Origin of the sequence: Lacipirellula sp., from assembly GCF_965279485.1 — a bacterium.
In the GTDB taxonomy this organism is placed as follows: domain Bacteria; phylum Planctomycetota; class Planctomycetia; order Pirellulales; family Lacipirellulaceae; genus Lacipirellula.
Window position 1 is genome coordinate 595154 of sequence record NZ_CBDIIC010000001.1, and the last position, 22000, is coordinate 617153.

The following is a 22000-nucleotide window of genomic DNA, read 5'->3' on the forward strand; positions in this document are numbered from 1 at the left end:
GGCGATCGGTTTAGCCGTTCCCCTCCGCGCTGACTTCGTGCGGCGACGCCGGGACTTCGGTCGCGATCGCGGGAAGACGGCCCTCGCGGGCGAGGCGCTCTTCGAGTTCCACTAGCAGCGACTCGGGGAGCAAGTGCTCGACGGCGTCGGCGGAGCGGTCGACGTGGTCGGGGGCTGAGCCGGCGAACTCCATCATGTAGATTTCCCACATGCGGTGCGTGCGGGTTGCCTCGGCGGCGCGGCGGAAGCCGAGCGGCGTGAGCGTGATTTGATCGCCGCGGAGGGCGACCAGGCCGCGATGTTCGCTGCGGTCGACGAGCCAGCGGAGCATCCAGGGCGTGGCGTAACGGTGCGACAACAGCGTTTGGAACGACGTCGGCGTCAAGCGAGGTAGCGTCGGTTCGTTGAGTTCGTATAGCGAGCGGAGCAAATGCTCGCGGGCGACGCGAATGCGGAGGCGGGTTTCGCTCCAGACGCGAGCGATGACGCCGCGTTCGGGGGCGAACAGAATTGATGCGACGAAAATCGTGGCGCCGGTGAGCACGACCGTCGGGCCGGTGGGAAGGCTGGAGCTGAGCCGCACGCCGACGGCGCCGGTTGTGGCGCCGATGACGCCGGCGAGGACCAGCAGGACGTTGAAGCGGTTGGTCCACATGCGAGCCGTGGCGGCGGGGAGGATGATCATCGCCGCCATGAGAATGACGCCGACGATCGGCAGCCCGATGATCGTCACCAGCGCGACCGCGGACATCATGCCGAGATCGAGCCAGAGCGTGGGCCAGCCTTGCGATTTGGCGAACTCGTGGTCGAACGAGACGAGCTTGAATTCTTTGTAGAAGCAGACGACCAGCAACAGCACGCCGGCGCCGACCGCGGCGAGGGTGAGCAGATCGCTGTCGAGCATGTTGCCCGGTTCGCCGAAGATGTAGGAACTGAGCCCCGCACTACCGCCGGCCGCGGCGGAGCGAGTGATCACCGACAGCAGCACGATGCCGAGGCCGAAGAAGCCGCTGAGCATGATGCCGATGGCGGCGTCTTCCTTCGTGCGAGTCCACCGGACGACAAGCGTCATCAGGCCGATCGCGATGAGGCCGCTAATGAGGGCGCCGATCGAGAGGCCGAGCAGTTCGCGCGAGCCGGTGATTGCGTACGCGATGCAAACGCCGGGAAGCGAGGCGTGAGCGAGCATGTCGCCGACGAGCGAGCGGCGGCGAAGGACGGCAAAGCTCCCCGCCACGCCCGCGGCCCCGCCGAGCAGTGCGGAGCCGATCGTCACTTTGTCGCTGAGCGATAGGCCGGTCATCGCACGGGCTCGCGGTTGCGCATCGCTTCGGCCGCCTCCTCGAGGATCGTCAGTCGGCCGCCGTAGGTCTTCTGCATATTCTCTGGGGTGAACGTGTCGCTCACGGCGCCGCACGCGACGAGCCGCATGTTGAGCAAGATCACCCAGTCGAAGTATTCGCGGACGGTTTGCAAATCGTGATGCACGACAAAGACCGTTTTGCCGGCGGAGCGCATCGACTGCAGCAAGTCGACGATCGCCGACTCGGTGGCGGCGTCGACGCCGGCGAAGGGTTCGTCGAGGAAATAAACTTGGGCCTGCTCGGCGAGCGCGCGGGCCAGGAAGACGCGCTGTTGTTGGCCGCCGGAGAGTTGGCGAATCTGCCGGCGGGCGAACGAGGCCATGCCGACTTGTTCGAGGCAATGCTCCGCGAGTTCGCGCTCCGGGCGACGCGGGCGGCGGAACCAACCGAGCCGGCCGTAAGTTCCCATCAGGACGACGTCTCGGACGGTGACGGGGAAATCCCAATCGACCGATTCGCGCTGCGGCACGTAGCCGACGAGCTTGCGTTGGTCTTCGTAGGGCTGGCCGTAGATTTCGACCTTGCCGCTGGCGAGCGGGACGAGGCCGAGGACCGCTTTGATGAGCGTCGTCTTGCCGGCGCCGTTGGGGCCGATGACGCCTACGAGTTTTCCCTCGGGGACTTGAAGGTCGACGTCCCACAGCACCGGTCGGCGGTGGTAGGCGACGGTCATGTCGTGAATTTCGAGGGCGACTTGGGGCATCTTTTAGCGGGCTTAGTTGGTTGACTTAAATTGACAGGATTGCAGGATTTCGCGGATTTACAGGATGAATTCGGGGAGAGAATGGGGTGCTTCAGTATCTCGCTTAGTTTATTGAAGACATCGAAGAATAAATTCCCTGCCTAAATCCTGTCGATCCGTGAAATCCTGTCATCCTGTCAAATTCTCAGACATCATCTACTTTCAGCCGACCTGGCTTTCGCGGTTAATTCCACCGTGTGGCCATCTGGGTCTCTGACGACGGCGCGTCGTCCCCATGGCGAATCGGCGGGAAGTGAGGCAATCGATCCGCCCACTGCCTCGACCAATGCCATGCAAGCACCAACGTCATCGACAACGAAGCCGATTCTGGTGGACTTGGTGACTGGTGATTTTGCACTCGCAGGGTAAAGCTCAAAAACGATTCCCGCATGCTCCGACGCGTAGTGCTCAGGGCCGGAACCGTGGGCGTGCTTCTCAAACACTAGCCCGAGTTGTCCATAAAACTCTGCCGCCGCGTCGATATCGGTGCATCGCAGCACAACGAGATTCAGGCGCGGCATGAGCGTTTCTACTTCGCGAGGGCGTCGGCAATCGTTTTGGCGTTATGCCGAATCATACCACCATAGTCGGCGGCGTCGCTATTGGGGGCGCCGAGGGCGTCGGCGTAGAGTTCGCCGCCGATTTGCAGGTCGAGGCCCTGGGCACGGCAGGGTTCGACAAGCGACGCGACCATTCGCGGGGCGACGGCCGACTCGACGAAGACCGCGGGAATCTTTCGCTCAAGGAGCATTCGCTGGACTTCTTCCTGATGCTTGAGGTCCTTCTCCTCTTCGGTGCTGATCCCTTTGAGGCCGAAGACTTCGACGCCGTACCGCTTGCCGAAGTAGCTGAAGGCGTCGTGAGCGGTGACGAGTACGCGGCGGTCGGCGGGGATGCGGTCGATCTGCTCGCGGCAGAATTGGTCTACCGCTTTCAGTTCCTCGGCGTAGGCGGCGGCGTTCTTCTGGTAGTCGGCGGCGTGGGCGGGGTCGAACTCGCCGAGTTCGTACGCGACATCGGCGGCGCAGTCGGCCCAGATCGTCGGGTCGTGCCAGATGTGGGGATCGTGGAGGCCGTCGAACGCGGGGGTCGCGCGGAGGCGATCGTCGTGGCGTGCTTCAAGGCCACCGGTCACCGCGAAGGTCGCCTTGTTGCGCGACATCTTCTGGAACAGGTCGGCCATGCGGCCTTCGAGATGGAGGCCGTTGTACACGATCGTGTCGGCGTCGGAGAGCTTGCGAACGTCGGCGGCGACGGGGCTGTAGAGGTGGGGATCGACGCCGGGGCCCATGAGCCCTTCGACCGCGACGTGATCACCGCCGACGCGGCGGACCATCTCGGTGACGGGGCCGGTAGTGGCGACGATTTTTATCGGGTGCTCGCCGGAGAATTTGTGAGCCTTGGCTGGTGCGTCGTGTGCATCGCCTTCGTGATCAGAGGACGACTTGCCACAGCCAATTGCAACGCTGAGCAAAGTGAGCGCGCACCATGCGAACCATCTACGATCAAGTGACATGCGATACCGTACTTCTCTTCTTTTCTTCCTCTGCGCCTTTGCGCCTCTGCGAGAAACCTCTTCGAAGAGGTTTCTCGCAGAGGCGCAAAGGCGCAGAGAGGGGAATGCGCGGAATTGGTTTGGTTGATTTTTACGGGTTTTGGCTGGCGATCAACTCGCGGGCCTGTTCTTGGGCGGCTTGCCAGTCGCCGGCGGCGGCGACTGCGGCGATCGCGCGGAGGGCTGATTCTTCGTTGGGGCCGACTTTTCCCTCAGCGATTGATTCGGCGAGGACGGTGTCGAACTTTTGCAGGCCCTCGGTCGACTGACGGTTGCAAACGGCGTAGAGGGCTTTGGCTAGATCATAGCTGGGACGTTCGAGCGGCGGGTGATTGCCGCAGCCGGTGGTGGCCAAAACGACTGCTCCGAGCACGAACGCTTTCCAAACGTTAAAACGGGACATCGACGACCTCCTCTTCGGCGATGCTGGTCATCGCGGCGTAGGTTTCCAGGTGCACGCCATCGGCGATGAACTGCACCGAGGCGTCGCCCATCATCAGGTTGGCGCCGCCGGGGTGTTCCGACTGCATTTGACAAACGTGCAGCGTGGGAAAATTCGGCGGGTGGATGATCGGGTTGCCGAGCGCGTCGCGTTCGCCGGCGGCGGGACCGCTATGGGCGAAGACGAGCGTCGCGGCCGACTCAGGGGCGTTGTCGGGCGAGTCGAGCTTCGGATGAACAAACGCTCCGGGCACGGCGCCGACCCAGGTCTTGTCGCTGAGCAGCGAGGTGTGCTCGCCGAGAAAGACGGTGTTAGTGAGCCCGTCGCTCACATCTTTGATTCGCACGTTTGAATTGCGATAGAAGGGACCGTCGGCGATGCGCGACGTGTCGCCGTCGAAGCCGCCGCTGGGTCCCGACATCCCGCCCCAACACGATTCTTGGCCGTGGCTGGCGACGTAGTGCGAGCGGGCGAGTTCAAGTTCGCGGCCATCCTTCACGAGCGGGTTGCCCGATTCGTCGGCGACGACGAATGCATCGCTGCCCCCGCTAGCCGAGGGGCAGAGGAAGCCGGGGAGCCGCGTCGTGACGAGATCGCGATACTCGGGTCGCCAGAGGGGCTGATCGAGCGGGGCCTGCGCGCGGAGCGACGCTTGCTCGAGGTAGGGGAGCAGCAAGGCGCCCCAGCCCCAACCGGGGGCGGCGTCCCAGGTGGAGGGATCGGAATTTGGATCGGCAGTGCGATCGGAAATGTAACCAGAGGGGAACGCTTGTTGGGCGGCCTCGTAGTTAAGGAGCGAGAGGCCGAGTTGCTTGAGGTGGTTGACGCATTCGGTGCGGCGGGCGGCTTCGCGAGCGGCTTGCACCGCCGGAAGTAGCAGCGCGATGAGGACGCCGATGATGGCGATAACGACCAAGAGTTCGACCAGCGTGAAGGCTTGCTTTTGTTTGAACGCCATGCAATTCGCTCCTTGACTCGACTCGCCGCCCGCTTGATTTGTAGCCCCGGCTACACTCGTGCAGGAAGTTTAGCCGTGGCTACGTTTGGGGTCAAGCGGGTCGATTGAAGGAGCGAACTTTTAGCCCCGGGCTTCCAAGCTTCTTTAACCGCAAGCTGTTCAAGAGAAATATTGTGGCTCCCTCCCCCTTGAGGGGAGGGCTGGGGAGGGGGTGGAACCCTGGTACACGCTGCTGCCCCCTCCCTAACCCTCCCCTCAGGGGGGAGGGGACCTCATGGTTTCATTTACTCAGAGAATTCTGCAACTTGCGGTTGAATCAGCTTCTCCGCCCGGCGCTCCCGTTGCATGAGGCCACGACTGGCGGCGTGGAAACCGACCCCCGGGCGGAGCCCGGGGCTAGGGTGCGGGAGCGGCGTTCGGAACTACAATCGCCAGGACAAACCGCTGCCGGTGAAGTAGTCGTCGGCGGCTTCATTGAGGCCGACGCCGTAGCGGATGTCGAACTGCAGGTTGTCGTTCAATAGGAACGTGAGGCCCGTGTTGAAGTAGTTTTGCGTGTGATCGACGTCGGCGCCGTCGGGGGCGATGACGAACCATTCGGTGTAGGCGCCGATGCGATCGTGAAGTTGGTAGCCGACAGTCAACGATTGGGCGAATTCGAGATAAGGATTCGCGGTTGTTTCGTCGAGCGCGCGGTTGGCTTGCGTCTCGCCGCCGAACGACAGCCAATCGTTGAGGTCCCAACCATAGAGCCAGCCGAGGCCGGGGAGCGTTTCGTCGCCGCCGAATTGAGCAGGGCCGGTGGGAACGGTCATCTGCGGCATGAGCGCCATTTCAGGCAGCAGACCTTCTTGTCCCGTGAGCGCGATCTTGAGGCCGAGATAGAGCGGCTCGGCGCCGGCGTCCGACGTGCGGTTCCCGCCGAACTCGGTTTCGCCGACGGAGGCGTAGTTCCACGCGACGCGGGCTTCGAGCCACTCGGCGAAGACGCCGTAGCGGAACAGCGTCTCGGGGTACGAATGCCCCTTCGTGCTCGAGGTCGCGGTGGCGTCGTACGAGTAGGTGTAACCTCCTTCGATTTGGAAGACGCCGAGGCCGACCGTCGAGGAGGCTTCGGTGAAGTCGGGACGGTCGGTGACCAGCGGCTCGGCGAGTTTCTCCGCAGCGTTCTTCGTTTCGCCGCCGTCGCCGGTTCCCCAGCGGAAGACCGTGTTCGCTTGGCCGAACGCCGCGTTGGGGCAGGCGAGATCGAGGCCGCTGAGCGCGGCGACGACGGCCAAGCTTTGGCCAAATCGTCGGACGGCGCACTGCCCACATTGCCGGCGACACGATTTCATAGAAGCTTCGCGACGGAAGGGTTTTCGGGAGTTGTCGCCCGCGACAACTGCAACATTTCAGGCGTTTGTGTTACGCTGGAACGGCCGGCCGCGACGAACGCGTACCGGCTAGCATGGTAATTATCGGCGTCCGACCAGGGGCGCCGTCACTCGACCTTGGCAAATTTGTAGCAAAGGCTACACCCAGCTCCCTGACGACGCATCGCTGCTATCAATGAGCAAGCCGCCCGCCATTTCCGATCGCCACCGCCGGACGCGCAACGACCACGCGCAGGAGACGGCCGAGGATTACGTCGAAGCGATCGACGAGGTGAACGGAGCGTCGGGGAAGTGCCGAGTGGTTGATTTGGCCCGGCAATTCGACGTCAGCCACGTGACGGTGACGAAGGTGGTCGCGCGGCTGAAGCGCGAAGGTCTCGTCACGAGCGAGCCGTATGGGCCGCTCGAACTGACCGAGGCGGGGCGACAGCTAGCAGCCAAGTCGCGGCGCCAGCATGAAGTGGTTTATCAGTTCTTGCTAGCAATCGGCGTGAGCGAAAAGGTCGCGGCGATCGACACTGAAGGGATCGAGCACCACGTGAGCAAGCAGACGCTCGATTGCTTCAAGCGGCTGACGGAGCAGTTGCAGGGGAAGTAGCGCTACTTGTTCCGGTTTTGAGCTGCGGTTTGTGTCTCACGCAAAGGCGCAAAGACGTCGCAAAGGAATACGGGGAGTTGCTCGACTGCCGACTTCCCTCAGTTCTTCACTCGTTCCCTTCGTGTGTTTCGTGGCTGAGTGAATTTCTTCTTTGCGTTTCCTTTGAGGCTTCGCGGCTTTGCGAGAAACACCTCGCTGTCGCCCTAGCAACGAGCGCAAGCCAATAGCCGGACGGCCACGGCGTCCGGTAGCGCAACTGGATCGCGTGGCGATCCGGCTAGTTGGCCGATCGCTGCGTTGAGGTTTTAAGATTGCGGCGTTCTGGTTACGGGAACGTTGCCGCTGGTTGTGTACTTCCGGAACTGCCGGAGCCGTCGTCCTTAGGTGCGTCGAGACGCACGAGCAGGAACGTTTCGGTCCGTTCGGTTCCGTAGTGGACCAGCAGTTGCGCCTCGGGTTGCGTGAGGTTGTAGAGCCCCGTTTCGGCGACGACGTTTTCGTTGTCGCCGATGCGGAACGCGACGCGTTGCGTTTGCTTGTCGACTTGGCCCTGCACCGCTTGGGTTTGATCGGTCACCGTGTTGTGGTAGGTGCCGCTGACGACGCCCTGCCGGTCGACCGCCAGTTGCATGATGCGGGTCGGGTCGGTTTCCTTTTCATTAGTCGAAACGGCGAACGTGCCGAGCGGCATCCACTCGGCCGCTTGGGCGTCGGCCTCGGTCGCCGGTGGCGCGACTGTCGCGAGGACGGCGGCGCTTTGGGCAAACTCATCGGTGGAAGCGATTTGCTGGCCGCCAATGTAGACCGAGTTGTCTTGGAACGTCACGTTGCCGCCGGGGCCGTAGTCGTAGTAGACCGGCTGCTGCCAATAGGAGGTGCCGGGGGTGCCCCAGACGAACCAATTGTTCAGCGCTCCCCAGGTGGGGACGGTCCACCAGTACTGCCAACCGCGGGAGCCCCAGCCGCCGTAGCCGTAGTGCCAACAGTTCCAGTTGTTCCAACGACCGTTCCACCAATCGTCATGGAACCAGTTGTTGTGCCAGTGTTGGTGATTCCAATTGTTGCGAACGCTGTTGCCCCAATTGTTGCGATCGTTGATCCAATCGGGCCGCGGGCGCCAGTCGCCGCCGGGGCGATTGATGATCGTGTTCCAATTGTTGTTGATGTTGTTGATCGTGCCGTTGTTGATGTTGTTCGACCAACCGGGGCGATGGTTGATCGTGTGCCCCCATCCAGGACGGTTGTGGTTCTGCGACCACCAATCGCTGCCGGGACGCGTGCCGCCGGGGCGGTCGCCAGGTCGATCACCGGGACGGCCAGGTCGGTCGCCAGGGCGACCTGGACGATCGCCATCTCCGGGGCGTCCGCCGCCACCGCCGCCGGGACGATCTCCGTCGCCAGGGCGACCAGGTCGGCCGCCATCGCCAGGTTGGCCGGGGCGATTTCCATCGCCGGGGCGTCCGGGAAAATTGCCATCGCCGGGTCGACCGGGTCGGTTACCGTCGCCAGGTCGGCCTGGGAAGTTGCCGTCGCCGGGACGAGTTCCTGCGCCCCCTTCACCGGGGCGCGTCCCGCCGCCGCCCGGGCGATTGAAGCCGGGGTCGGGGCGAACGGGTCGGCCGATGCCAAGGAAGTCGCCGAGGTCGCCGGCGGATGGTCCGCCGGGACGCGTACCTGTGCCGCCGCCACCGGGACGACCACCTGTGCCGGGGAATGTGCCGCCGCCAGGTCTTCCGCCAGCGCCGGGTCGATTGCCGCCGCCTGTGCCGGGGAATTCAGGACGTGTGCCGGGGTTCGGGCGTGTCCCACCGCCACCGCCAGGATTCGGGCGCGTACCGGCGCCGGGGCGTTCGCCCCCGCTGCCGGGACGGGTGCCGAATTCAGGACGATTACCACCGCTTCCACCGCCGCCGGGGCGCGTGGTGGGGAATTCAAAATTGGGTCGGCCGCTGCCGCCGGGGCGCCCGCCTGATTGGCCGCCGCCGAAACTCGGCAAGCTGTTGCCGGGTCGCGAGGCCGAACCGCCGCCAGGGCGCTGGCCGCTGCCGCCGGGATTGAAGCTTGGCCGGCCGCTGCCACCGCCGCCGTAGCCGGGCATGCTTGGTCGCATGCCGCCGCTCGGACGATCCATGTTTGGCATCGTCGGGCGCGTCGGCATCGAGGGGCGACTATTCATTCCGCCGGAGCCGCCGCCCATCGAGGGCCGGCTCGGCATCGGTCGATTCACGGAAGGACGCGAGCTCGACATGTGCGGAACGCTGGTTGGTCGCGGCATCGGGCGCGCACCGCCGCCCATGCCACCCGGCATCCCGCCGTGGAAGCCGCCTCCGCCGCCACCGGCGCGCATCGCTCCCCCGCCGCCGCCATGGCCGCCACCGCCGCCAAATCCGCCGCCAGGGCGGGCTTCAACTGCCGACGCCATCAGCATCGCGACGATGCAAGCGACGGCGGATGTTTTGTGTAGGTGTTTCCTCATCGCGTCGCTCCTGCGCCTGGGGCGCGCGGGGCAGCACCGGGTGCTGCCGGGGGAGTCGCCGGAACCACTTCCGGCGCGGGAGGCGTCGTCGGCGCCGCGGCCGTAGCGGGGGCGTCGCCGATGCGTTTCATCGTGACGGGTTCGCTTGCCGGCTCCGGAGCGCCATCAATCTCTTTGGCGATCGTTTGCACGGTGACCGTTACCGGATCGATTTGCGTGATCACTTGCGTGCCGGAGGCCAAGCGGCCGTCGGCTTGCGTTTCGGTTTTGCGGACGATCCACTCGGCGCCGTTTTGCGACCAGCTCCCTTCGCCGAACGAACCGTCGGAATTGAACGTCCACGAGCGGATCTGCTTCGCGATCGGATCCCAACCGATGATTTGCGTTCCTTGGAACGGCTCTTCGCCTTCGCGGACGACGTCGTACGAGCGAATGAGGAACGCTTCGCTCGGCGACCAGCGCATGATCGACGAGACGGTGGCCGAGTCAGATTCGTCTTGCCAGGCGCCGACCATCCATTCGAGCGGCTTCAACGCTTGACGGGGCGATTCCGGCACTGGCAAATCCGATTCGTGGACCGTGTCGACGAGCCACTTGCCGTCTTGCTTGATCAGAATGGCGGTGTAGGCGGAGAGCGAAGGTTCGGCGCCGGGGATGACGACGTTGGTGACGCCGTCGACGATCGCGGTGTCGCCGCCGATGACGCGGATCTCGTCGGCGCCGCCAGAGAGGAAGATCTCGGGCGTGGCGTCGAAAACCTTGGCGAAATCTTTCGCGAGGGCCTCGCGGCCGCTGGAGCGATCGCCGGTTTCCTTATTGACATAGGTGCCATTGGGCGTCCAGAGGTCGAGGAGCGCCTCGGCGTCGTGGCGGTTGAAGGCCTCGACGTAGGCGGCCATCGCTTGCTGGACGGCGGTCGTGTCGTCGGCGACTGCGGGCGCGGCAGCGGGAGGCGTGCCGGGAGCTGCCGGCGCCGTTGCCGCGGGAGTGACCGGCGGCGGAGTCGCCGGTTGTTGTGCCTGCGCCACTTCGGCGACAAACGCTGCGCATAGAATTGCGACCGCGAATCGTAACATTAGAAAGCTCCCGTCGGCTGAAGGCCGAGCGCGTGTGAACTTGGAAAACTGGAGAAGTTGCCTGGGGAATGGGGCCGCCGCGGACCCAAGTAAGCTTGCCACCCAACGGCGGGGTTGGTCAAGGAAAAGTGGTGCAATCTGCGGATTTTAACATTTGAGTGCGGAGGGTTGCGCGGGCTTGCGGGACTGGCGGCGCCGTACGGTACTACTGGGGATTTAACCGATCACTCACTCGCGCGCTTGGCGGAGTTTGGCGCGGATCGTTTCGAGGCGCTCGCCGAGTTCCGCCTCAAACCCGCGGTCGACGGGGCGGTAGTACTCGCGTTCGATGCCGAGATAGTCTTGCGCGGCGACGCCTCCTTTGGCGTCGTGGGCGTACTCATAACCTTCGCCGTGGCCGAGGCGTTTGGCGCCGGCGTAGTGGCCATCCTTGAGATGCGTCGGCACCGGGACGAGGCGGCCTTCGCGGACGTCGCCGCGGGCTTCGCCGATCGCGACGGTGGCGGCGTTCGACTTCGGTGCGCAGGCGAGGTATGCCACGCATTGCGAGAGGGCGAGTTGGCACTCGGGCAGTCCGACGAACTCGCAGGCTTGCATCGTCGCGACCGCCATTGGCAGCGCTTGCGGATCGGCATTGCCGACGTCTTCACTGGCCAGGATCACCAGCCGGCGGCAGAGGAACCTCACGTCCTCGCCCCCTTCGAGCATCCGCGCCAGCCAATAGATACCAGCGTCGGGGTCGCTGCCGCGGATCGATTTGATGAGCGCGCTGATCGAGTCGTAGTGGGAATCGCCGTCGGCGTCGTATTGGATCGCCTTCCGCTGGACGCTTTCGGCGGCGAGTTCGCGGGTGATGCGGATCGGCCGTTCGTCGGAGGAAAGAACGCCGATTTCGAGGGCTGAAAGGGCCTGCCGGGCGTCGCCGTCGCTCACTTTTGCGAGGAAATCGAGGGCCTCTTCGTCGGCTTCGATCGGCAGCCGGCCGAGACCGCGGTCTTTGTCGGCGATCGCGCGGCGGAGGACTTGCTTCACGTCGTCTTCGCTTAGCGGCTGGAATTCGAAAACCCGCGAGCGGCTCACGAGCGCGTCATTCACGGCGAAGAACGGGTTCGACGTGGTGGCGCCGACAAGGATGACGCCCCCCTCTTCGACGTCAGGCAGCAGTGCGTCTTGTTGCGCTTTGTTGAAGCGGTGGATCTCGTCGATGAATAGCAGCGTGCGAGTCGCTTCGGCGGAGAGGGCGTCGCGGGCTTCGTCGAGGATCGCGCGGAGTTCCTTCACCCCGCTGGTGACGGCATTGAGTTGGCGGAAGCGGGCGCGGGTTTCGCGGGCCAGCAAATGAGCGAGCGTCGTCTTGCCGGTGCCGGGCGGGCCGTAGAACAGGAGCGCGGTAAGGCGATCGGCTTTGATCAGCCGGAGAAGTAGCTTTCCCTCGCCGAGGAAATGTTGCTGTCCAGCGAACTCGGCGAGCGTGCGGGGACGCATCCGCGCGGCGAGGGGTTGGGCGGAACGGCGGTTTTCGGCTTCGGCGGCTTCGAAGAGCGACATGGAAACTGTCAACGTTGTAAGGAAGTGTCTTGCCGTGAGCGGGCGGCGACTGCCATACAAGCCACCGGCTCCGCCGGTGGACGATGTGGTGGTAAGCGCTGCGATCGTGGCGAGTTTGTTTGGCGGTTCGTCCACCGGCGGAGCGAGTGGCTTTCATGCGCGCGATGTTCGCGACAGGTAAACCATTGTATACTTTCATTCCCTCCTTGCGGCAGACTCCGCACAACCGTTACCGCCGGCGCCCCTCCCGCCCCTTACGCTTCCGGTAGTAACGGCAAAGTTTTCCTGATTGAATTTGGTTAAAGGAAGGACCGATTCTTTCGATGCGGCGATGAAGGCTTGCTTCGTCGGCGTAAATTGCAGTCTTGGGCTGAGAAGGCTCTGCTCAAGGATGCGAATCCCTCCCCTAGCCCCTCCCTTCAAGGGAGGGGGACGATTGCGCGTTTTATGAAGCACTACGATTGCATCATCATTGGCACCGGTCCCGCAGGCCAAAAGGGCGCCATCCAGGCGGCCAAGCTCGGCAAGCGCGTCGCCATCATCGAGAAGAATCCGGTCCTCGGCGGCGCCCAGATCAATACCGGGACGATCCCGTCGAAGGCGCTGCGCGAGGCGGCGCTCTACCTCACCGGGGCCAACCAGCGCGGGCTGTTCGGCGCCACGCAGCAGGTGAAGAAGCACATTACGATCGCCGATCTGACGGCGATCTCGCAGCAAGTCATCCGCCACGAGTGGGAAGTCATTCGTCGGCAGTTCGAGCGGAATGGCGTCGAGCTCCTGTGGGGCCGCGCGGAATTTGAAGGTCCGCACCTGCTGCGGGTCCAAAACGCCGACTCGACCGAAGTCCTCGAAGCCGACAAGTTTCTAATCACCGTCGGCACCAAGCCGGCCCGGCCGAGCTCGGTGCCGTTCAACGAACAGACGATTTTCACCAGCGACGAGATCATTTGCCTCGACCGCCTGCCGAAAACGATGATCGTCGTCGGCGGCGGCGTCATCGGCGTTGAGTACGCCTGCATCATGGCGACGCTCGGCGTGCGGGTGACGCTCGTCGAAGGGAGCAACCGCTTGCTCGGATTCCTCGATCGCGAAATCAGCGACGCCTTCCAGTACCACATGCGGCAGAAGGGAATCACCCTCCGCCTCGGCGAGAAGGTGAGCAAGATCGAGGAAATCGAAATCCAAAACGGCAAGTTCCATCACCTCGTGCAAGCGCAGCTCGAATCGGGCAAGACGCTGCGCGCGGAAACGCTGCTGTACGCCGTCGGCCGTCAGGGCGTCTGCAAGGCGCTCGGCCTCGACAAGGTCGGCATCGAGTTCGACGACCGCGAACGGCTGATGGTGAACGAGCAGTACCAAACCAACGTCGACTACATCTACGCGGCAGGCGACGTCATCGGCTTCCCGTCGCTGGCGTCGACCGCGATGGAGCAAGGCCGCCGCGCGGTTTGCCACGCGTTCGGCGTGTGCGACGTCGGCAACTACAACACGCAGCTGTTCCCGTACGGCATTTACGCCGTGCCGGAAATCTCGATGGTCGGCAAGACCGAAGAGCAGCTCACGGCCGAAGGAATTCCGTACGAATCAGGCGTCGCTCACTACCGCGAAATCGCCCGCGGCAAGCTGCTGGGGGACGACTCCGGCATGCTGAAGCTGCTCATTCACCAAGAGACGCACAAGATTTTGGGCGTCCACGCGATCGGCACCGGCGCCACCGAACTGATTCATATCGGCCAGGCGGTGATGGCGCTGAATGGGGACGCCGAGTTCTTTATTAACAACGTGTTCAACTTCCCGACGCTGGCTGAGTGCTACAAGGTGGCGGCTTATAACGGGTTGAATAAGTTGAACCACGTGCGGTAGGACGGGTTTTTAGGCCGACGGCTGTGGCGGACGATGCCGCGCTGCGTGCCTGCTTTTAGCTTGTAGGGTGGGTGCTCGCACCCACCTTTACCAAATCGCAGCCGAGGCGGTTGGCGACGATACTGCTACACCCCAACCGCGATAATGGAAGCAGGCAACTAGCCTCAAGCCGGGCGAGGTGGGTGCGAGCACCCACCCTACGCTAGTGATTCTGACTGATGAGAGAAACAGCCACGAGCGTTGCGACGAAGAAGCCGGCCATCACCCAGGCTGCCCACCGTCGGTCGCTCTTCAACTTCAGTTGTCGCTTGGATGGCGCCTGCTTGAGAGACTTTCCGCAGTAGCGGCAGCTCTGCGACGCGGCTTCCACCTCGGCGCTGCAGTGAGGGCAATGGGCCAACTGAGGGTGATGCATGGTCATCCGCGAACCTCCAGTGGCGAGACGTGTCGGATGCGTTGTCTCAGTTTCATCGTCCAGCGTAAGTGGAAACCTGCTGAAGGCGAACGGCGACGACAGCACGCTTAGCGATTGATGTAGCGGTAGTACGCGAACTCGAAGACGCTCCAGATAAGCAACGCGATAATAATGTGGCCACGCATCTGGTTTTTCCACTAACGGGTTGCCGTCTCCTCTGCCACGGTGGGGCGTAGTGGGTGGATCGACTGCCAGTTTTTGGTTCTTTAGCCGCCGAAGCACCGGCATTGCATTCGGAATTTCATGCGAGCCACCAGCGTCGCCCCGCACGGACTACGCCGGATTCTCTTGTCCAGCCGTCGCAGACGGACTACGACTCGATCTGCGCGATTAATTCTACCCAACCCTTGCAATAGGAACGTTGCGGAGAGAGATTGGCTGTCATGAGCACCAATGCACCGAAACCGAAGTTCTCTAAGCCCCTATTGCTGCTCGCCATCGTGTTTTGGTCAGCGGTGGCCTACGGCCTGTTTTGGTTCCTAGTGATTAGTGTGTGGAAGGGACGCTGACGCCCCGCCCCCTTTACCTCTCTGCGCGGTTCATCGCTTAGAATGAAGACCATTCGCCACCTTATTCTGATCTCCAATTTTGACGGCGTCTCGTCGACGTTGGAGTCTGTGAAGCGTGGAGCATGGATCGGATTGCAATGGGCGCACTTGATTGGAGTGCTCGCCTGCGGCGTGATCCCGAGCGTCGTCCTGGCGTTTTGCGTCGCGATGACCGCTTATTGGGGCTTGTTATCACGCCTTGGAGAGAAGGGCGTGCCGTGGGAGCTTATCGGTGCGATTCTAGGCACCTATGCCCTCGTGCGCGGATGGGGCGCTCTGATCGGGGCCGTGCTCGGTCCTATCTGCTACGCATTCGCACGACGACGGCAGGTGGATTGCAACGCGGAGTAGTCTGCAGATTCCTTGCTCGTGCGGAAGGCGAAGGCCACGGGCGCCGATCATCGCGATCGCATCGACATGAGGCTAGAACGACTCAGGGTTCGGCATGCCCACGCCGTTGAGGGTGGAAGCATCGCATTCGGCAACTGCCTCTTGCGACTACGGCGCCCAGGTAGGCGAGTACGCTAACCTGAGCTACCCGCTGTGCGCGAGCACCAATCTTAGGCCTTTGGCGCAGCTCATCAAATAACGCTCCAAGGGGATTCCAATCCTTTCCTATGCGCTGTTTTACCAATCTCTAAATCAGCGATCTGATTGACACTCGGATCCATCGTCAAAATCGTGTCCAATCGAACCAATTGCATTTTACTCATACTGTAGTCGCCATTTCCGCAATGGAATTGCCAGAGGCCTCCCCCTTCTTCGTCGTCTTCGTGACTGACTTCCAGAATGGGCATCTGCTCCTTAATCACAAAAGTGGATGTCACCACCATCGCATCACGGGGAATTGGGAACGTTTTCATTTGCTATTTCATTCGCGAGGCGGTTAGCATGTCGTCGCGGAAAGTCGACATGGGGCAAGGGTATGGCACTCGGAACCTCGAAGGAAACCGAACGTCAAACTTGGCTCTTTGCCTATTTGAGCAATGTCACGCGAGCGATGCTACAATCCGCCGTTGCCGGCCGCGGCGGTTGGCGCATCTTTTCTTCAGCATTCAGCTTAAGGTCTCGCGATGAACCGAAGCATTCGTTTGATGATCGCCCTGACGCTGCTCCTGACCGCGTCGCCGCTCGCAGCGGACGAACCGAAAAGAAAAATGTCGGGCAATCCGCTCTTCGACGGTTGGTATGCCGATCCCGAGGCGATCATCTTCGGCGACACGTATTGGATTTATCCGACCTACTCGGCGCCTTACGACGAGCAGGTGTTCTTTGACGCTTTTTCGTCGAAAGATCTCGTCAATTGGCAAAAGCATCCGCGGATTCTCGACAACGGCGCCATCAAGTGGGCCAAGCGGGCGATGTGGGCGCCGGCGGTGGTCGAGAAGGACGGCAAGTACTATTTCTTTTTCGGCGCCAACGACATTCAAAACAACGACGCTCACGGCGGCATCGGCGTCGCGGTGGCCGACGAGCCCGCGGGGCCGTTCAAGGATCATTTGGGCAAGCCGCTCGTTGATAAGTTTCACAACGGCGCCCAACCGATCGATCAGTTTGTGTTCAAGGACGCCGACGGAACCTACTACCTCATTTACGGCGGTTGGCGGCATTGCAACATCGCGCGGCTGAACGACGACTTCACGGGGTTCATTCCCTTCGAGGACGGCACGACGTTTAAGGAGATTACGCCGGAGGGGTACGTCGAGGGGTCGTTCATGTTCATTCGCGACGGCAAGTACTACTTCATGTGGTCGGAGGGAGGCTGGACCGGCCCCGACTACCAGGTCGCCTATGCGATCGGCGATTCGCCGTTCGGGCCGTTCAAGCGGATCGATACGGTGCTGAAGCAGGATGCGAAGATTGCCACCGGGGCCGGGCACCATTCGGTAATTCAAGTTCCAGGGACGGACGACTACTACGCCGTGTACCATCGCCGGCCGTTGGACCAAACCGACGGCAACGCGAGGGTCACTTGCATCGACCGGATGGAATTCGACGAGAAGGGTTTTATCAAGCCGATTCGGATTACGAATGAAGGGGTGGCTGCGCAGCCGCTGAAGTGACGGGGTGCGCGTAGGTCAGGCTTTTAGGCTGACGGAGGTGCCGTTGGCGCGCATTTACGCCCGTGATGTGCTATCAGGCTGAAAGCCCGACCTACTCGGCGTCTTCGTCCGCGAAGCAAAGGACCATCGCCACGGCGCTCGTGGCCGTCTGGCTTTCAATCTTTGTTCCCGCGTGGACGGACCAGTCGTGGCCCATGATGTTGTCGGCGGGGCGACGGTTTCGCCAAGCGGCGTCGGCGTTGGCTTTCATCCAGGGGAGGTATTCGGTACGAGCGCAGTCGTCGACGAGACGACGCATGTAGCGGGCGAAGATCCCTTTGAAGGCGCCGCCGTCGCCCTGCCCTTCGCTCCGCAAAATTCGCGCGTCGCCGACGCACAGATTGGCCTTCGTCCAGTCGGCAGTCTTGAGTGCGTCATCAAGGTAGGTTTTGTCGCCGGTTTGCTGGTAGAGCAGCACCGCGGCGCCGATGAACGTCCCCTGGTTGTAGGTCAATGAGAAGTCTCGGGTGCGCACCCTGCCGGTACGCCGGTCGGGTCCAATGCTGTCGAACACCTTGCCGGTTCCGTCGGTCAACGTTTGCTTTTGCCAGGCGTAAAGCGATTTCGCTTTTTCCAGATAAGCGGGATCCTTCAGCAGGACCGCGAGCCGCGCGGCGGCGATGGCCGCGGGGCTGTTGATGCAACTATTCTTCGAAGTGCGCTCGTTGAGCCAGTAGAGGCCGCCGCCGAATTTGTCGTCGAGAAAATTGTCGTAAACGAAGTCGAAGCTTTCTTGCGATTTCTTGAGGTAGCGTTCGTCGTTCGTGAGTTCATAGGCGCGGGCGCAGGCGATCGCCCACCACATGATGTCATCGTTGTACTTGTTAGTCGTCCAGTCTGGGTATTCTTCAATGAAGCCTTCGTAGAGATCGTCGATTTGCCGCCGCGCTTCCGCGCTGTGCGTGCGGTCGTACTGATCCATCACGGTGTCCCAGAGCTGCGCTGAGAACCAGAAATCGGCTTTCCTCCCACCGTGCTCGTCTCGCCGGAAAAATTTGGCGGCGGGGTCCCAGTAAACTTCGTTGAGTGCGGCGAAAGCAGCGTCAGCCTCTGCGGGAGTCACTGCGTGCGCGGGGATCGCTGCGCGCAGCAGGCCGACGCCAACGAACAGTGCAACCCAAGCCGAATTCTTCGAGATTGGAAGGCAGCCCATGCGTTACTCTCGGATCGAAATGCAAACCTGCAGAAATTAGCGACGAGTGGCATGTGGTCGCGATCGCGTCAGCATACGCTGCAATCTCTCCAGGGTGTAGCACGCTCAAGCCTGAGTGGCGAGAGCATGCCGCCCGATGCAGATTTACTCCTGTTCCTCGGGCTCCACCTGTTCGATTTCCAAATTCCGATAGGTCAGGTTCGAGCCAATCCAAGTGTACTTGGCGCCGATGGCCACGCGACCGGTAGCGAGGGTGCTAAGGCCCTCGACCTCTTGATCCTCGATCACCTGAACGTCGTTGAGCCAGACGTTGACGGTATCGCCCGCAACTCGCAAGACAAACTTCGTCGCCTTGCCGTCGCGGGTGTAGGTCTGCCGGTGTTTTCTGAGTTCTTGATAAGGGCCGGCGGCGACCCAACGTTCCGTGGGATTAAACATCATCGCGAAAAGCGGCCGGCCGTCGACGTTAAGAAAAACACCGGCGTCCCAAGGATTGTACGGGCTCTTACCGTGCACCACTTCACCGCTCAGTTGCCAATGCGTCCCGAAGTTGGCCTGGCATTCGAGAATCGGTCCGCCGCGGTCGGAGACGCCGTGGAATTCGCCGGTGGGCGTTTGAGTCCAATCGCCCGAGATCACTTTCCAGCCCTGCAGATCGGCCGCGGGCACGAGAGAGACGGCAGCGCCTTCCTGAAATTCGACGCTCCAATCCAAGCCTTGCAACCGCGAGGCCACTTGCGCGACGACCGAAGGTTCAAGTCCCTTTTCCTCAAGGATCGCTTTCAGCGCCTTGGCAGCCTCTTCGCGTTCGCCATCGTCGGCAGCGCGAAACGCCGCCAGAATCTCGTCGGCGTGGGGACTCGCATGGAGGCGAACGGCTTGGATCACCTCGTCTGCAGGCAGCGGGAAGCGGCTGAGCGCATCTGCATTTAGCTCCCCGTCGAGTTCATCGAGCAAGCGGGCAGACTCCTCCCATTGTTCGTTTAAGTAGGCAAAGCCGAGCCAGACCGTTTTCCACCAGACGGCGTTACGCTCCTCGCCTTGATCGATGTACCCTTGGCAAACTTTTCGCGCATTCTCGTAGAGGCCGGGATGCTGGGCGTACCGTAGGCCGAGAGGATTTTGATTGTCCCGCATGAGTTGCCAGACCGCTTCGCAGAACTCATAAGGAACGTCGGTGTCGTAGCGGTTGGTTTCCGCGCATTCGACGGCAAACTGGTACATACGCTCGTGCGTGCCATGCCAGCGCGGCAGCAAACCGTAGATCAGGTGCGAGTAGGGCGTGCGGTAATCAAGTTGAGCCTGGACGGCGCGATCGAACCACATTCTCATTTCTCGCGCGGGCGACGGACTGGCGCCCATCGCAACTCGTACCATGGCGGTCGGCGCTTCGGGCCGCTTGGGAGCGGCTTTCCAGGCCTTCTGGAACGCATCGCGGGCGAGGTCCATGTGGTCGCTGAACCCTTTCCAACCCTCTTCGCTCACTTCCGGTGCGAAATTGGTGCCCCGTGACTTCCACGCGGCGTCTAGGTGATGCTCGCCGACCAGCATGTTGACGACGAAGGGCGACTTTTCTTCGTGAGCCTGGGCGGCCTCGCAAAACTTTTCTCTTCTCTCCGGCGGCAGCGCCTCCGCCATCGCATTTAAGTGGCTGTAGAGCGTTCGGCCATCGTTCGTCTCCAGGTCGTCGAGCAAGATCGCCTCCAACGCGTGCTTCTCGCTGAGCGCGAGAAATTCTTCGGCCTTCTCCGCCTGAGCGGGGTCACCCTTCAGGGCGCCGTACATGCGATGGGCCGCCGCGAAGGGGCGGTTGGCCGGATAGCCTCGTTCGACGAGACCGTGGTAGCTCTTCTCGATGAGCCTCAATGCCCGGGCCTGCGCGGCCGCGTCCGTCACGCCGTCCTGCAACATCGCGCCGTGGCAATACATCACCAACGGGTCGTCGCAACCTTGCTCGGCGAGCGGCTCCGCCATCTCGATCAACTCAACTTGCGACTTGTGCCCCTTCGCTGACGAGAAGTGCCGGGAGGCTTGCGTGAGGAATTCGATGGCCGCGTCGTCCCAGGCGTCGTCGCGACTGCCGACTTTTTTGTAGGCTTCGACGCTCGTGCGGAGATTGAAGGCGAGCTGGTCTTCAGTGGCTTGCTTGGCGGTGAATGCATCCTTGCCGGCCGGGATGGGTGCGCCGCCGCGCTGGGCGGCGCGGGCCGCCTTGAGCTCGTCTTCGGCGAGTTGCTTGCCGGCGAGCACGGCTTCGATCTTCTCGGTGAGCTTCTGCTTGAGGTCGTCTTCGTAGCCGATGCTTACGACCTGCACGACGCCTTGCTTGTCGATAATGATGGTCATGGGAATGCTGTCGGCGTCGAAAAGTTTGCCGAGTTCAGACTCAATATCGACGGCGATCGGGAGCTCTAATTTTTTCTTTTCGAGAAACTCGCGAATCTCGTCCTCACCGTCGCCGAGATTGACTGCGAAGAACGCCACGTCGCGATCAGCGAACTTCGCCGCCACTTGATCGACGGTCGGCAGCGCGGCGACGCAGGGGCCGCACCAGAGCGCCCAGAAATCGATCACCGCGACTTTTTTGTCTTTAAAATCGGACAGCTTCTGGGAGCCGCCTTCGAGCAATTTGAGTTCACAGTCGGGCGCCTTTGCCCCCAACAATGCATGAGGCGCTTCGCCCTTCGATTCTTCCTCACGCAACGAGTCGACTTGCTCGGCGTCTTCCGGTACGTCGATCGCGAACGTTTCGTCCGTGATTTCAGGTTCGAGTTCCCAGTTCGCGTACGTCACCAACTGCTTGGGGAGTTTGGCTTCGGCATCAGCCTCCTCAATTTGCAGGATCGCTTCCATTTTCCGCGGCAACGCGTGGTCGCCTTGCTCGATCCACAGAATTATTTTCACCCGCGGCTGTGAAACCTCGATGCGATCGCAGGCAACTCCGTCGACTTGCTCGGGTTCAAGCAGACTGATCTTGGTCGCCGAGGCGACAGCCTGCTTGTACCAGTTGCCCGTTGCATACTGCAGCACGGTGCGGCCCGATCCCAACAACAGGGCGGCTTCCTCTTGCAAGACCTCGTTGAAATTTTGCGGGGCATCTCCCAATAAGTACCGCTGCCCCGACGGCCAATAGGCGAAGAGCTGCTTGCCGTCGCAAATGACCGTCCCCTCGCTGTCGCCGCCCGCGGACGCCGTGACCGCGAAGCGATTGGGCCGATCGATGACAACGTGCCGTTTGTCCGAGCGGCTTTGCGACTCCGCGTCTTCCGACGGGATCTCGATCGTGTGGTCGACGTCGACCGAAAACCGCTTAAGCCCGCCGACGTATTTCGACATGGCCTGCATGCGGCTGTCGGCCGTGGCATCGATTTCAGGCTTGGGCTCTTCGGCCCGCGCGGCGGCGAGGCAGGCGATTGCAAGCAGGAAGGTTGCGCAGAGAGCGCTCGCGCGTCGCGATACGGACGAGAGGAACATAGTTGGGATTCCGGTGAATACTTTTAGCCCAGCAACGAGGACGCTGAGCCGCAGGAGAAAAGGATATGTGACACAATCCAACGCCAAAAATCCAGTTTCCGATCGACAAAGTCGGAAAACACTGCGATTTCTACGCCCTGAACGTCGGCTCGAGGCTTCTAACAGCCAGGGCAGCGTGCAGCTACGCGCGCCCGTTCCCAACTAATTCCTGGCTGAAGTCGCCCGGGCATTTTAAGAGGGCGGCGCGCGG

At 62.2% G+C, this 22000-nt stretch carries 18 protein-coding genes; 4 read left to right on the forward strand and 14 right to left on the reverse strand.

Going from position 1 to position 22000, the window contains the following annotated elements; all coding sequences use genetic code 11:
* Positions 1 to 10: 10 nt before the first annotated feature.
* The 7 genes from ACQY7R_RS02575 to ACQY7R_RS02605 form a co-directional block, all read right to left on the reverse strand.
* Positions 11 to 1303 carry an iron chelate uptake ABC transporter family permease subunit gene (locus ACQY7R_RS02575; RefSeq protein WP_428304038.1) on the reverse strand — a complete coding sequence of 431 codons (1293 nt, stop codon included), beginning with the start codon at positions 1301 to 1303 and terminating at the stop codon, positions 11 to 13.
* On the reverse strand, positions 1300 to 2067 hold the full coding sequence (locus ACQY7R_RS02580; RefSeq protein ID WP_152099007.1) for a metal ABC transporter ATP-binding protein: 768 nt from the start codon (positions 2065 to 2067) through the stop codon (positions 1300 to 1302). Before ACQY7R_RS02580 ends, ACQY7R_RS02575 begins: the two co-directional genes overlap by 4 nt.
* A gap of 191 nt (positions 2068 to 2258) precedes the next feature.
* Positions 2259 to 2627: a VOC family protein gene (locus ACQY7R_RS02585; protein ID WP_428304039.1), complete on the reverse strand. Its 369-nt coding sequence runs from the start codon at positions 2625 to 2627 to the stop codon at positions 2259 to 2261.
* A gap of 8 nt (positions 2628 to 2635) precedes the next feature.
* Positions 2636 to 3622: a metal ABC transporter solute-binding protein, Zn/Mn family gene (locus tag ACQY7R_RS02590; protein ID WP_428304040.1), complete on the reverse strand. Its 987-nt coding sequence runs from the start codon at positions 3620 to 3622 to the stop codon at positions 2636 to 2638.
* Positions 3623 to 3752: 130 nt separating this feature from the next.
* Positions 3753 to 4064 carry a hypothetical protein gene (locus ACQY7R_RS02595; protein ID WP_428304041.1) on the reverse strand — a complete coding sequence of 104 codons (312 nt, stop codon included), beginning with the start codon at positions 4062 to 4064 and terminating at the stop codon, positions 3753 to 3755.
* A complete protein-coding gene (locus tag ACQY7R_RS02600; protein ID WP_428304042.1) occupies positions 4051 to 5061 on the reverse strand; it encodes a DUF1559 domain-containing protein in 1011 nt (336 codons plus the stop codon). Before ACQY7R_RS02600 ends, ACQY7R_RS02595 begins: the two co-directional genes overlap by 14 nt.
* Before the next feature lie 422 nt (positions 5062 to 5483).
* Complete coding sequence (locus tag ACQY7R_RS02605) at positions 5484 to 6398, reverse strand: transporter (protein ID WP_428304043.1); 915 nt, start codon at positions 6396 to 6398, stop codon at positions 5484 to 5486.
* A gap of 214 nt (positions 6399 to 6612) precedes the next feature.
* On the opposite strand from ACQY7R_RS02605, the gene mntR reads away from it, so the two are divergent.
* Positions 6613 to 7035, forward strand: coding sequence for a manganese-binding transcriptional regulator MntR (gene mntR / locus ACQY7R_RS02610; RefSeq protein ID WP_152099002.1), 423 nt, complete (start codon positions 6613 to 6615; stop codon positions 7033 to 7035).
* A 325-nt stretch (positions 7036 to 7360) separates the two neighbouring features.
* Here mntR and ACQY7R_RS02615 read toward each other — a convergent pair whose 3' ends face one another.
* The 3 genes from ACQY7R_RS02615 to ACQY7R_RS02625 form a co-directional block, all read right to left on the reverse strand.
* Positions 7361 to 9511 carry a mu-protocadherin- cell-suface protein gene (locus ACQY7R_RS02615; RefSeq protein WP_428304044.1) on the reverse strand — a complete coding sequence of 717 codons (2151 nt, stop codon included), beginning with the start codon at positions 9509 to 9511 and terminating at the stop codon, positions 7361 to 7363.
* Positions 9508 to 10587, reverse strand: coding sequence for a YybH family protein (locus ACQY7R_RS02620; RefSeq protein ID WP_428304045.1), 1080 nt, complete (start codon positions 10585 to 10587; stop codon positions 9508 to 9510). Before ACQY7R_RS02620 ends, ACQY7R_RS02615 begins: the two co-directional genes overlap by 4 nt.
* A 228-nt stretch (positions 10588 to 10815) precedes the next feature.
* Positions 10816 to 12135, reverse strand: a complete 1320-nt coding sequence (locus ACQY7R_RS02625; protein WP_428304046.1) for a replication-associated recombination protein A — start codon at positions 12133 to 12135, stop codon at positions 10816 to 10818.
* A gap of 447 nt (positions 12136 to 12582) precedes the next feature.
* On the opposite strand from ACQY7R_RS02625, the gene sthA reads away from it, so the two are divergent.
* On the forward strand, positions 12583 to 13998 hold the full coding sequence (gene sthA / locus ACQY7R_RS02630) for a Si-specific NAD(P)(+) transhydrogenase (RefSeq protein WP_152098998.1): 1416 nt from the start codon (positions 12583 to 12585) through the stop codon (positions 13996 to 13998).
* A 202-nt stretch (positions 13999 to 14200) separates the two neighbouring features.
* Here the strand turns inward: sthA and ACQY7R_RS02635 are convergent, their stop codons facing one another.
* Positions 14201 to 14419, reverse strand: coding sequence for a hypothetical protein (locus ACQY7R_RS02635; RefSeq protein WP_428304047.1), 219 nt, complete (start codon positions 14417 to 14419; stop codon positions 14201 to 14203).
* 605 nt (positions 14420 to 15024) lie between these two features.
* Here ACQY7R_RS02635 and ACQY7R_RS02640 point away from each other — a divergent pair.
* The gene (locus ACQY7R_RS02640) at positions 15025 to 15372 is read left to right on the forward strand and encodes a hypothetical protein (RefSeq protein WP_428304048.1); all 348 of its coding nucleotides are present in this window, start codon (positions 15025 to 15027) and stop codon (positions 15370 to 15372) included.
* Between the two features lie 230 nt (positions 15373 to 15602).
* Here the strand turns inward: ACQY7R_RS02640 and ACQY7R_RS02645 are convergent, their stop codons facing one another.
* Complete coding sequence (locus tag ACQY7R_RS02645) at positions 15603 to 15884, reverse strand: hypothetical protein (RefSeq protein ID WP_428304049.1); 282 nt, start codon at positions 15882 to 15884, stop codon at positions 15603 to 15605.
* Positions 15885 to 16094: 210 nt separating this feature from the next.
* Between ACQY7R_RS02645 and ACQY7R_RS02650 the strand changes: the two genes are divergently transcribed.
* Positions 16095 to 17084, forward strand: a complete 990-nt coding sequence (locus ACQY7R_RS02650; protein WP_428304050.1) for a glycoside hydrolase family 43 protein — start codon at positions 16095 to 16097, stop codon at positions 17082 to 17084.
* 91 nt (positions 17085 to 17175) lie between these two features.
* Here the strand turns inward: ACQY7R_RS02650 and ACQY7R_RS02655 are convergent, their stop codons facing one another.
* Positions 17176 to 18276, reverse strand: coding sequence for a glycoside hydrolase family 76 protein (locus ACQY7R_RS02655; RefSeq protein ID WP_428304051.1), 1101 nt, complete (start codon positions 18274 to 18276; stop codon positions 17176 to 17178).
* A gap of 144 nt (positions 18277 to 18420) precedes the next feature.
* Positions 18421 to 21750: a DUF2092 domain-containing protein gene (locus ACQY7R_RS02660; protein WP_428304052.1), complete on the reverse strand. Its 3330-nt coding sequence runs from the start codon at positions 21748 to 21750 to the stop codon at positions 18421 to 18423.
* Positions 21751 to 22000 lie beyond the last annotated feature (250 nt).

Excerpts from the sequence above, each read along its gene's own strand:
- ACQY7R_RS02590 (WP_428304040.1), bottom strand. The coding sequence starts at position 3,622 with ATGTCACTTGATCGTAGATGGTTCGCATGGTGCGCGCTCACTTTGCTC.
- sthA (WP_152098998.1), top strand. The coding sequence starts at position 12,583 with ATGAAGCACTACGATTGCATCATCATTGGCACCGGTCCCGCAGGCCAA.
- ACQY7R_RS02625 (WP_428304046.1), bottom strand. The coding sequence starts at position 12,135 with ATGTCGCTCTTCGAAGCCGCCGAAGCCGAAAACCGCCGTTCCGCCCAA.
- ACQY7R_RS02620 (WP_428304045.1), bottom strand. The coding sequence starts at position 10,587 with ATGTTACGATTCGCGGTCGCAATTCTATGCGCAGCGTTTGTCGCCGAA.
- ACQY7R_RS02585 (WP_428304039.1), bottom strand. The coding sequence starts at position 2,627 with ATGCCGCGCCTGAATCTCGTTGTGCTGCGATGCACCGATATCGACGCG.
- ACQY7R_RS02595 (WP_428304041.1), bottom strand. The coding sequence starts at position 4,064 with ATGTCCCGTTTTAACGTTTGGAAAGCGTTCGTGCTCGGAGCAGTCGTT.
- ACQY7R_RS02575 (WP_428304038.1), bottom strand. The coding sequence starts at position 1,303 with ATGACCGGCCTATCGCTCAGCGACAAAGTGACGATCGGCTCCGCACTG.
- ACQY7R_RS02645 (WP_428304049.1), bottom strand. The coding sequence starts at position 15,884 with ATGAAAACGTTCCCAATTCCCCGTGATGCGATGGTGGTGACATCCACT.
- ACQY7R_RS02650 (WP_428304050.1), top strand. The coding sequence starts at position 16,095 with ATGAACCGAAGCATTCGTTTGATGATCGCCCTGACGCTGCTCCTGACC.
- ACQY7R_RS02635 (WP_428304047.1), bottom strand. The coding sequence starts at position 14,419 with ATGACCATGCATCACCCTCAGTTGGCCCATTGCCCTCACTGCAGCGCC.
- ACQY7R_RS02640 (WP_428304048.1), top strand. The coding sequence starts at position 15,025 with ATGAAGACCATTCGCCACCTTATTCTGATCTCCAATTTTGACGGCGTC.
- ACQY7R_RS02600 (WP_428304042.1), bottom strand. The coding sequence starts at position 5,061 with ATGGCGTTCAAACAAAAGCAAGCCTTCACGCTGGTCGAACTCTTGGTC.
- ACQY7R_RS02580 (WP_152099007.1), bottom strand. The coding sequence starts at position 2,067 with ATGCCCCAAGTCGCCCTCGAAATTCACGACATGACCGTCGCCTACCAC.
- ACQY7R_RS02655 (WP_428304051.1), bottom strand. The coding sequence starts at position 18,276 with ATGGGCTGCCTTCCAATCTCGAAGAATTCGGCTTGGGTTGCACTGTTC.
- ACQY7R_RS02615 (WP_428304044.1), bottom strand. The coding sequence starts at position 9,511 with ATGAGGAAACACCTACACAAAACATCCGCCGTCGCTTGCATCGTCGCG.
- mntR (WP_152099002.1), top strand. The coding sequence starts at position 6,613 with ATGAGCAAGCCGCCCGCCATTTCCGATCGCCACCGCCGGACGCGCAAC.
- ACQY7R_RS02605 (WP_428304043.1), bottom strand. The coding sequence starts at position 6,398 with ATGAAATCGTGTCGCCGGCAATGTGGGCAGTGCGCCGTCCGACGATTT.
- ACQY7R_RS02660 (WP_428304052.1), bottom strand. The coding sequence starts at position 21,750 with ATGTTCCTCTCGTCCGTATCGCGACGCGCGAGCGCTCTCTGCGCAACC.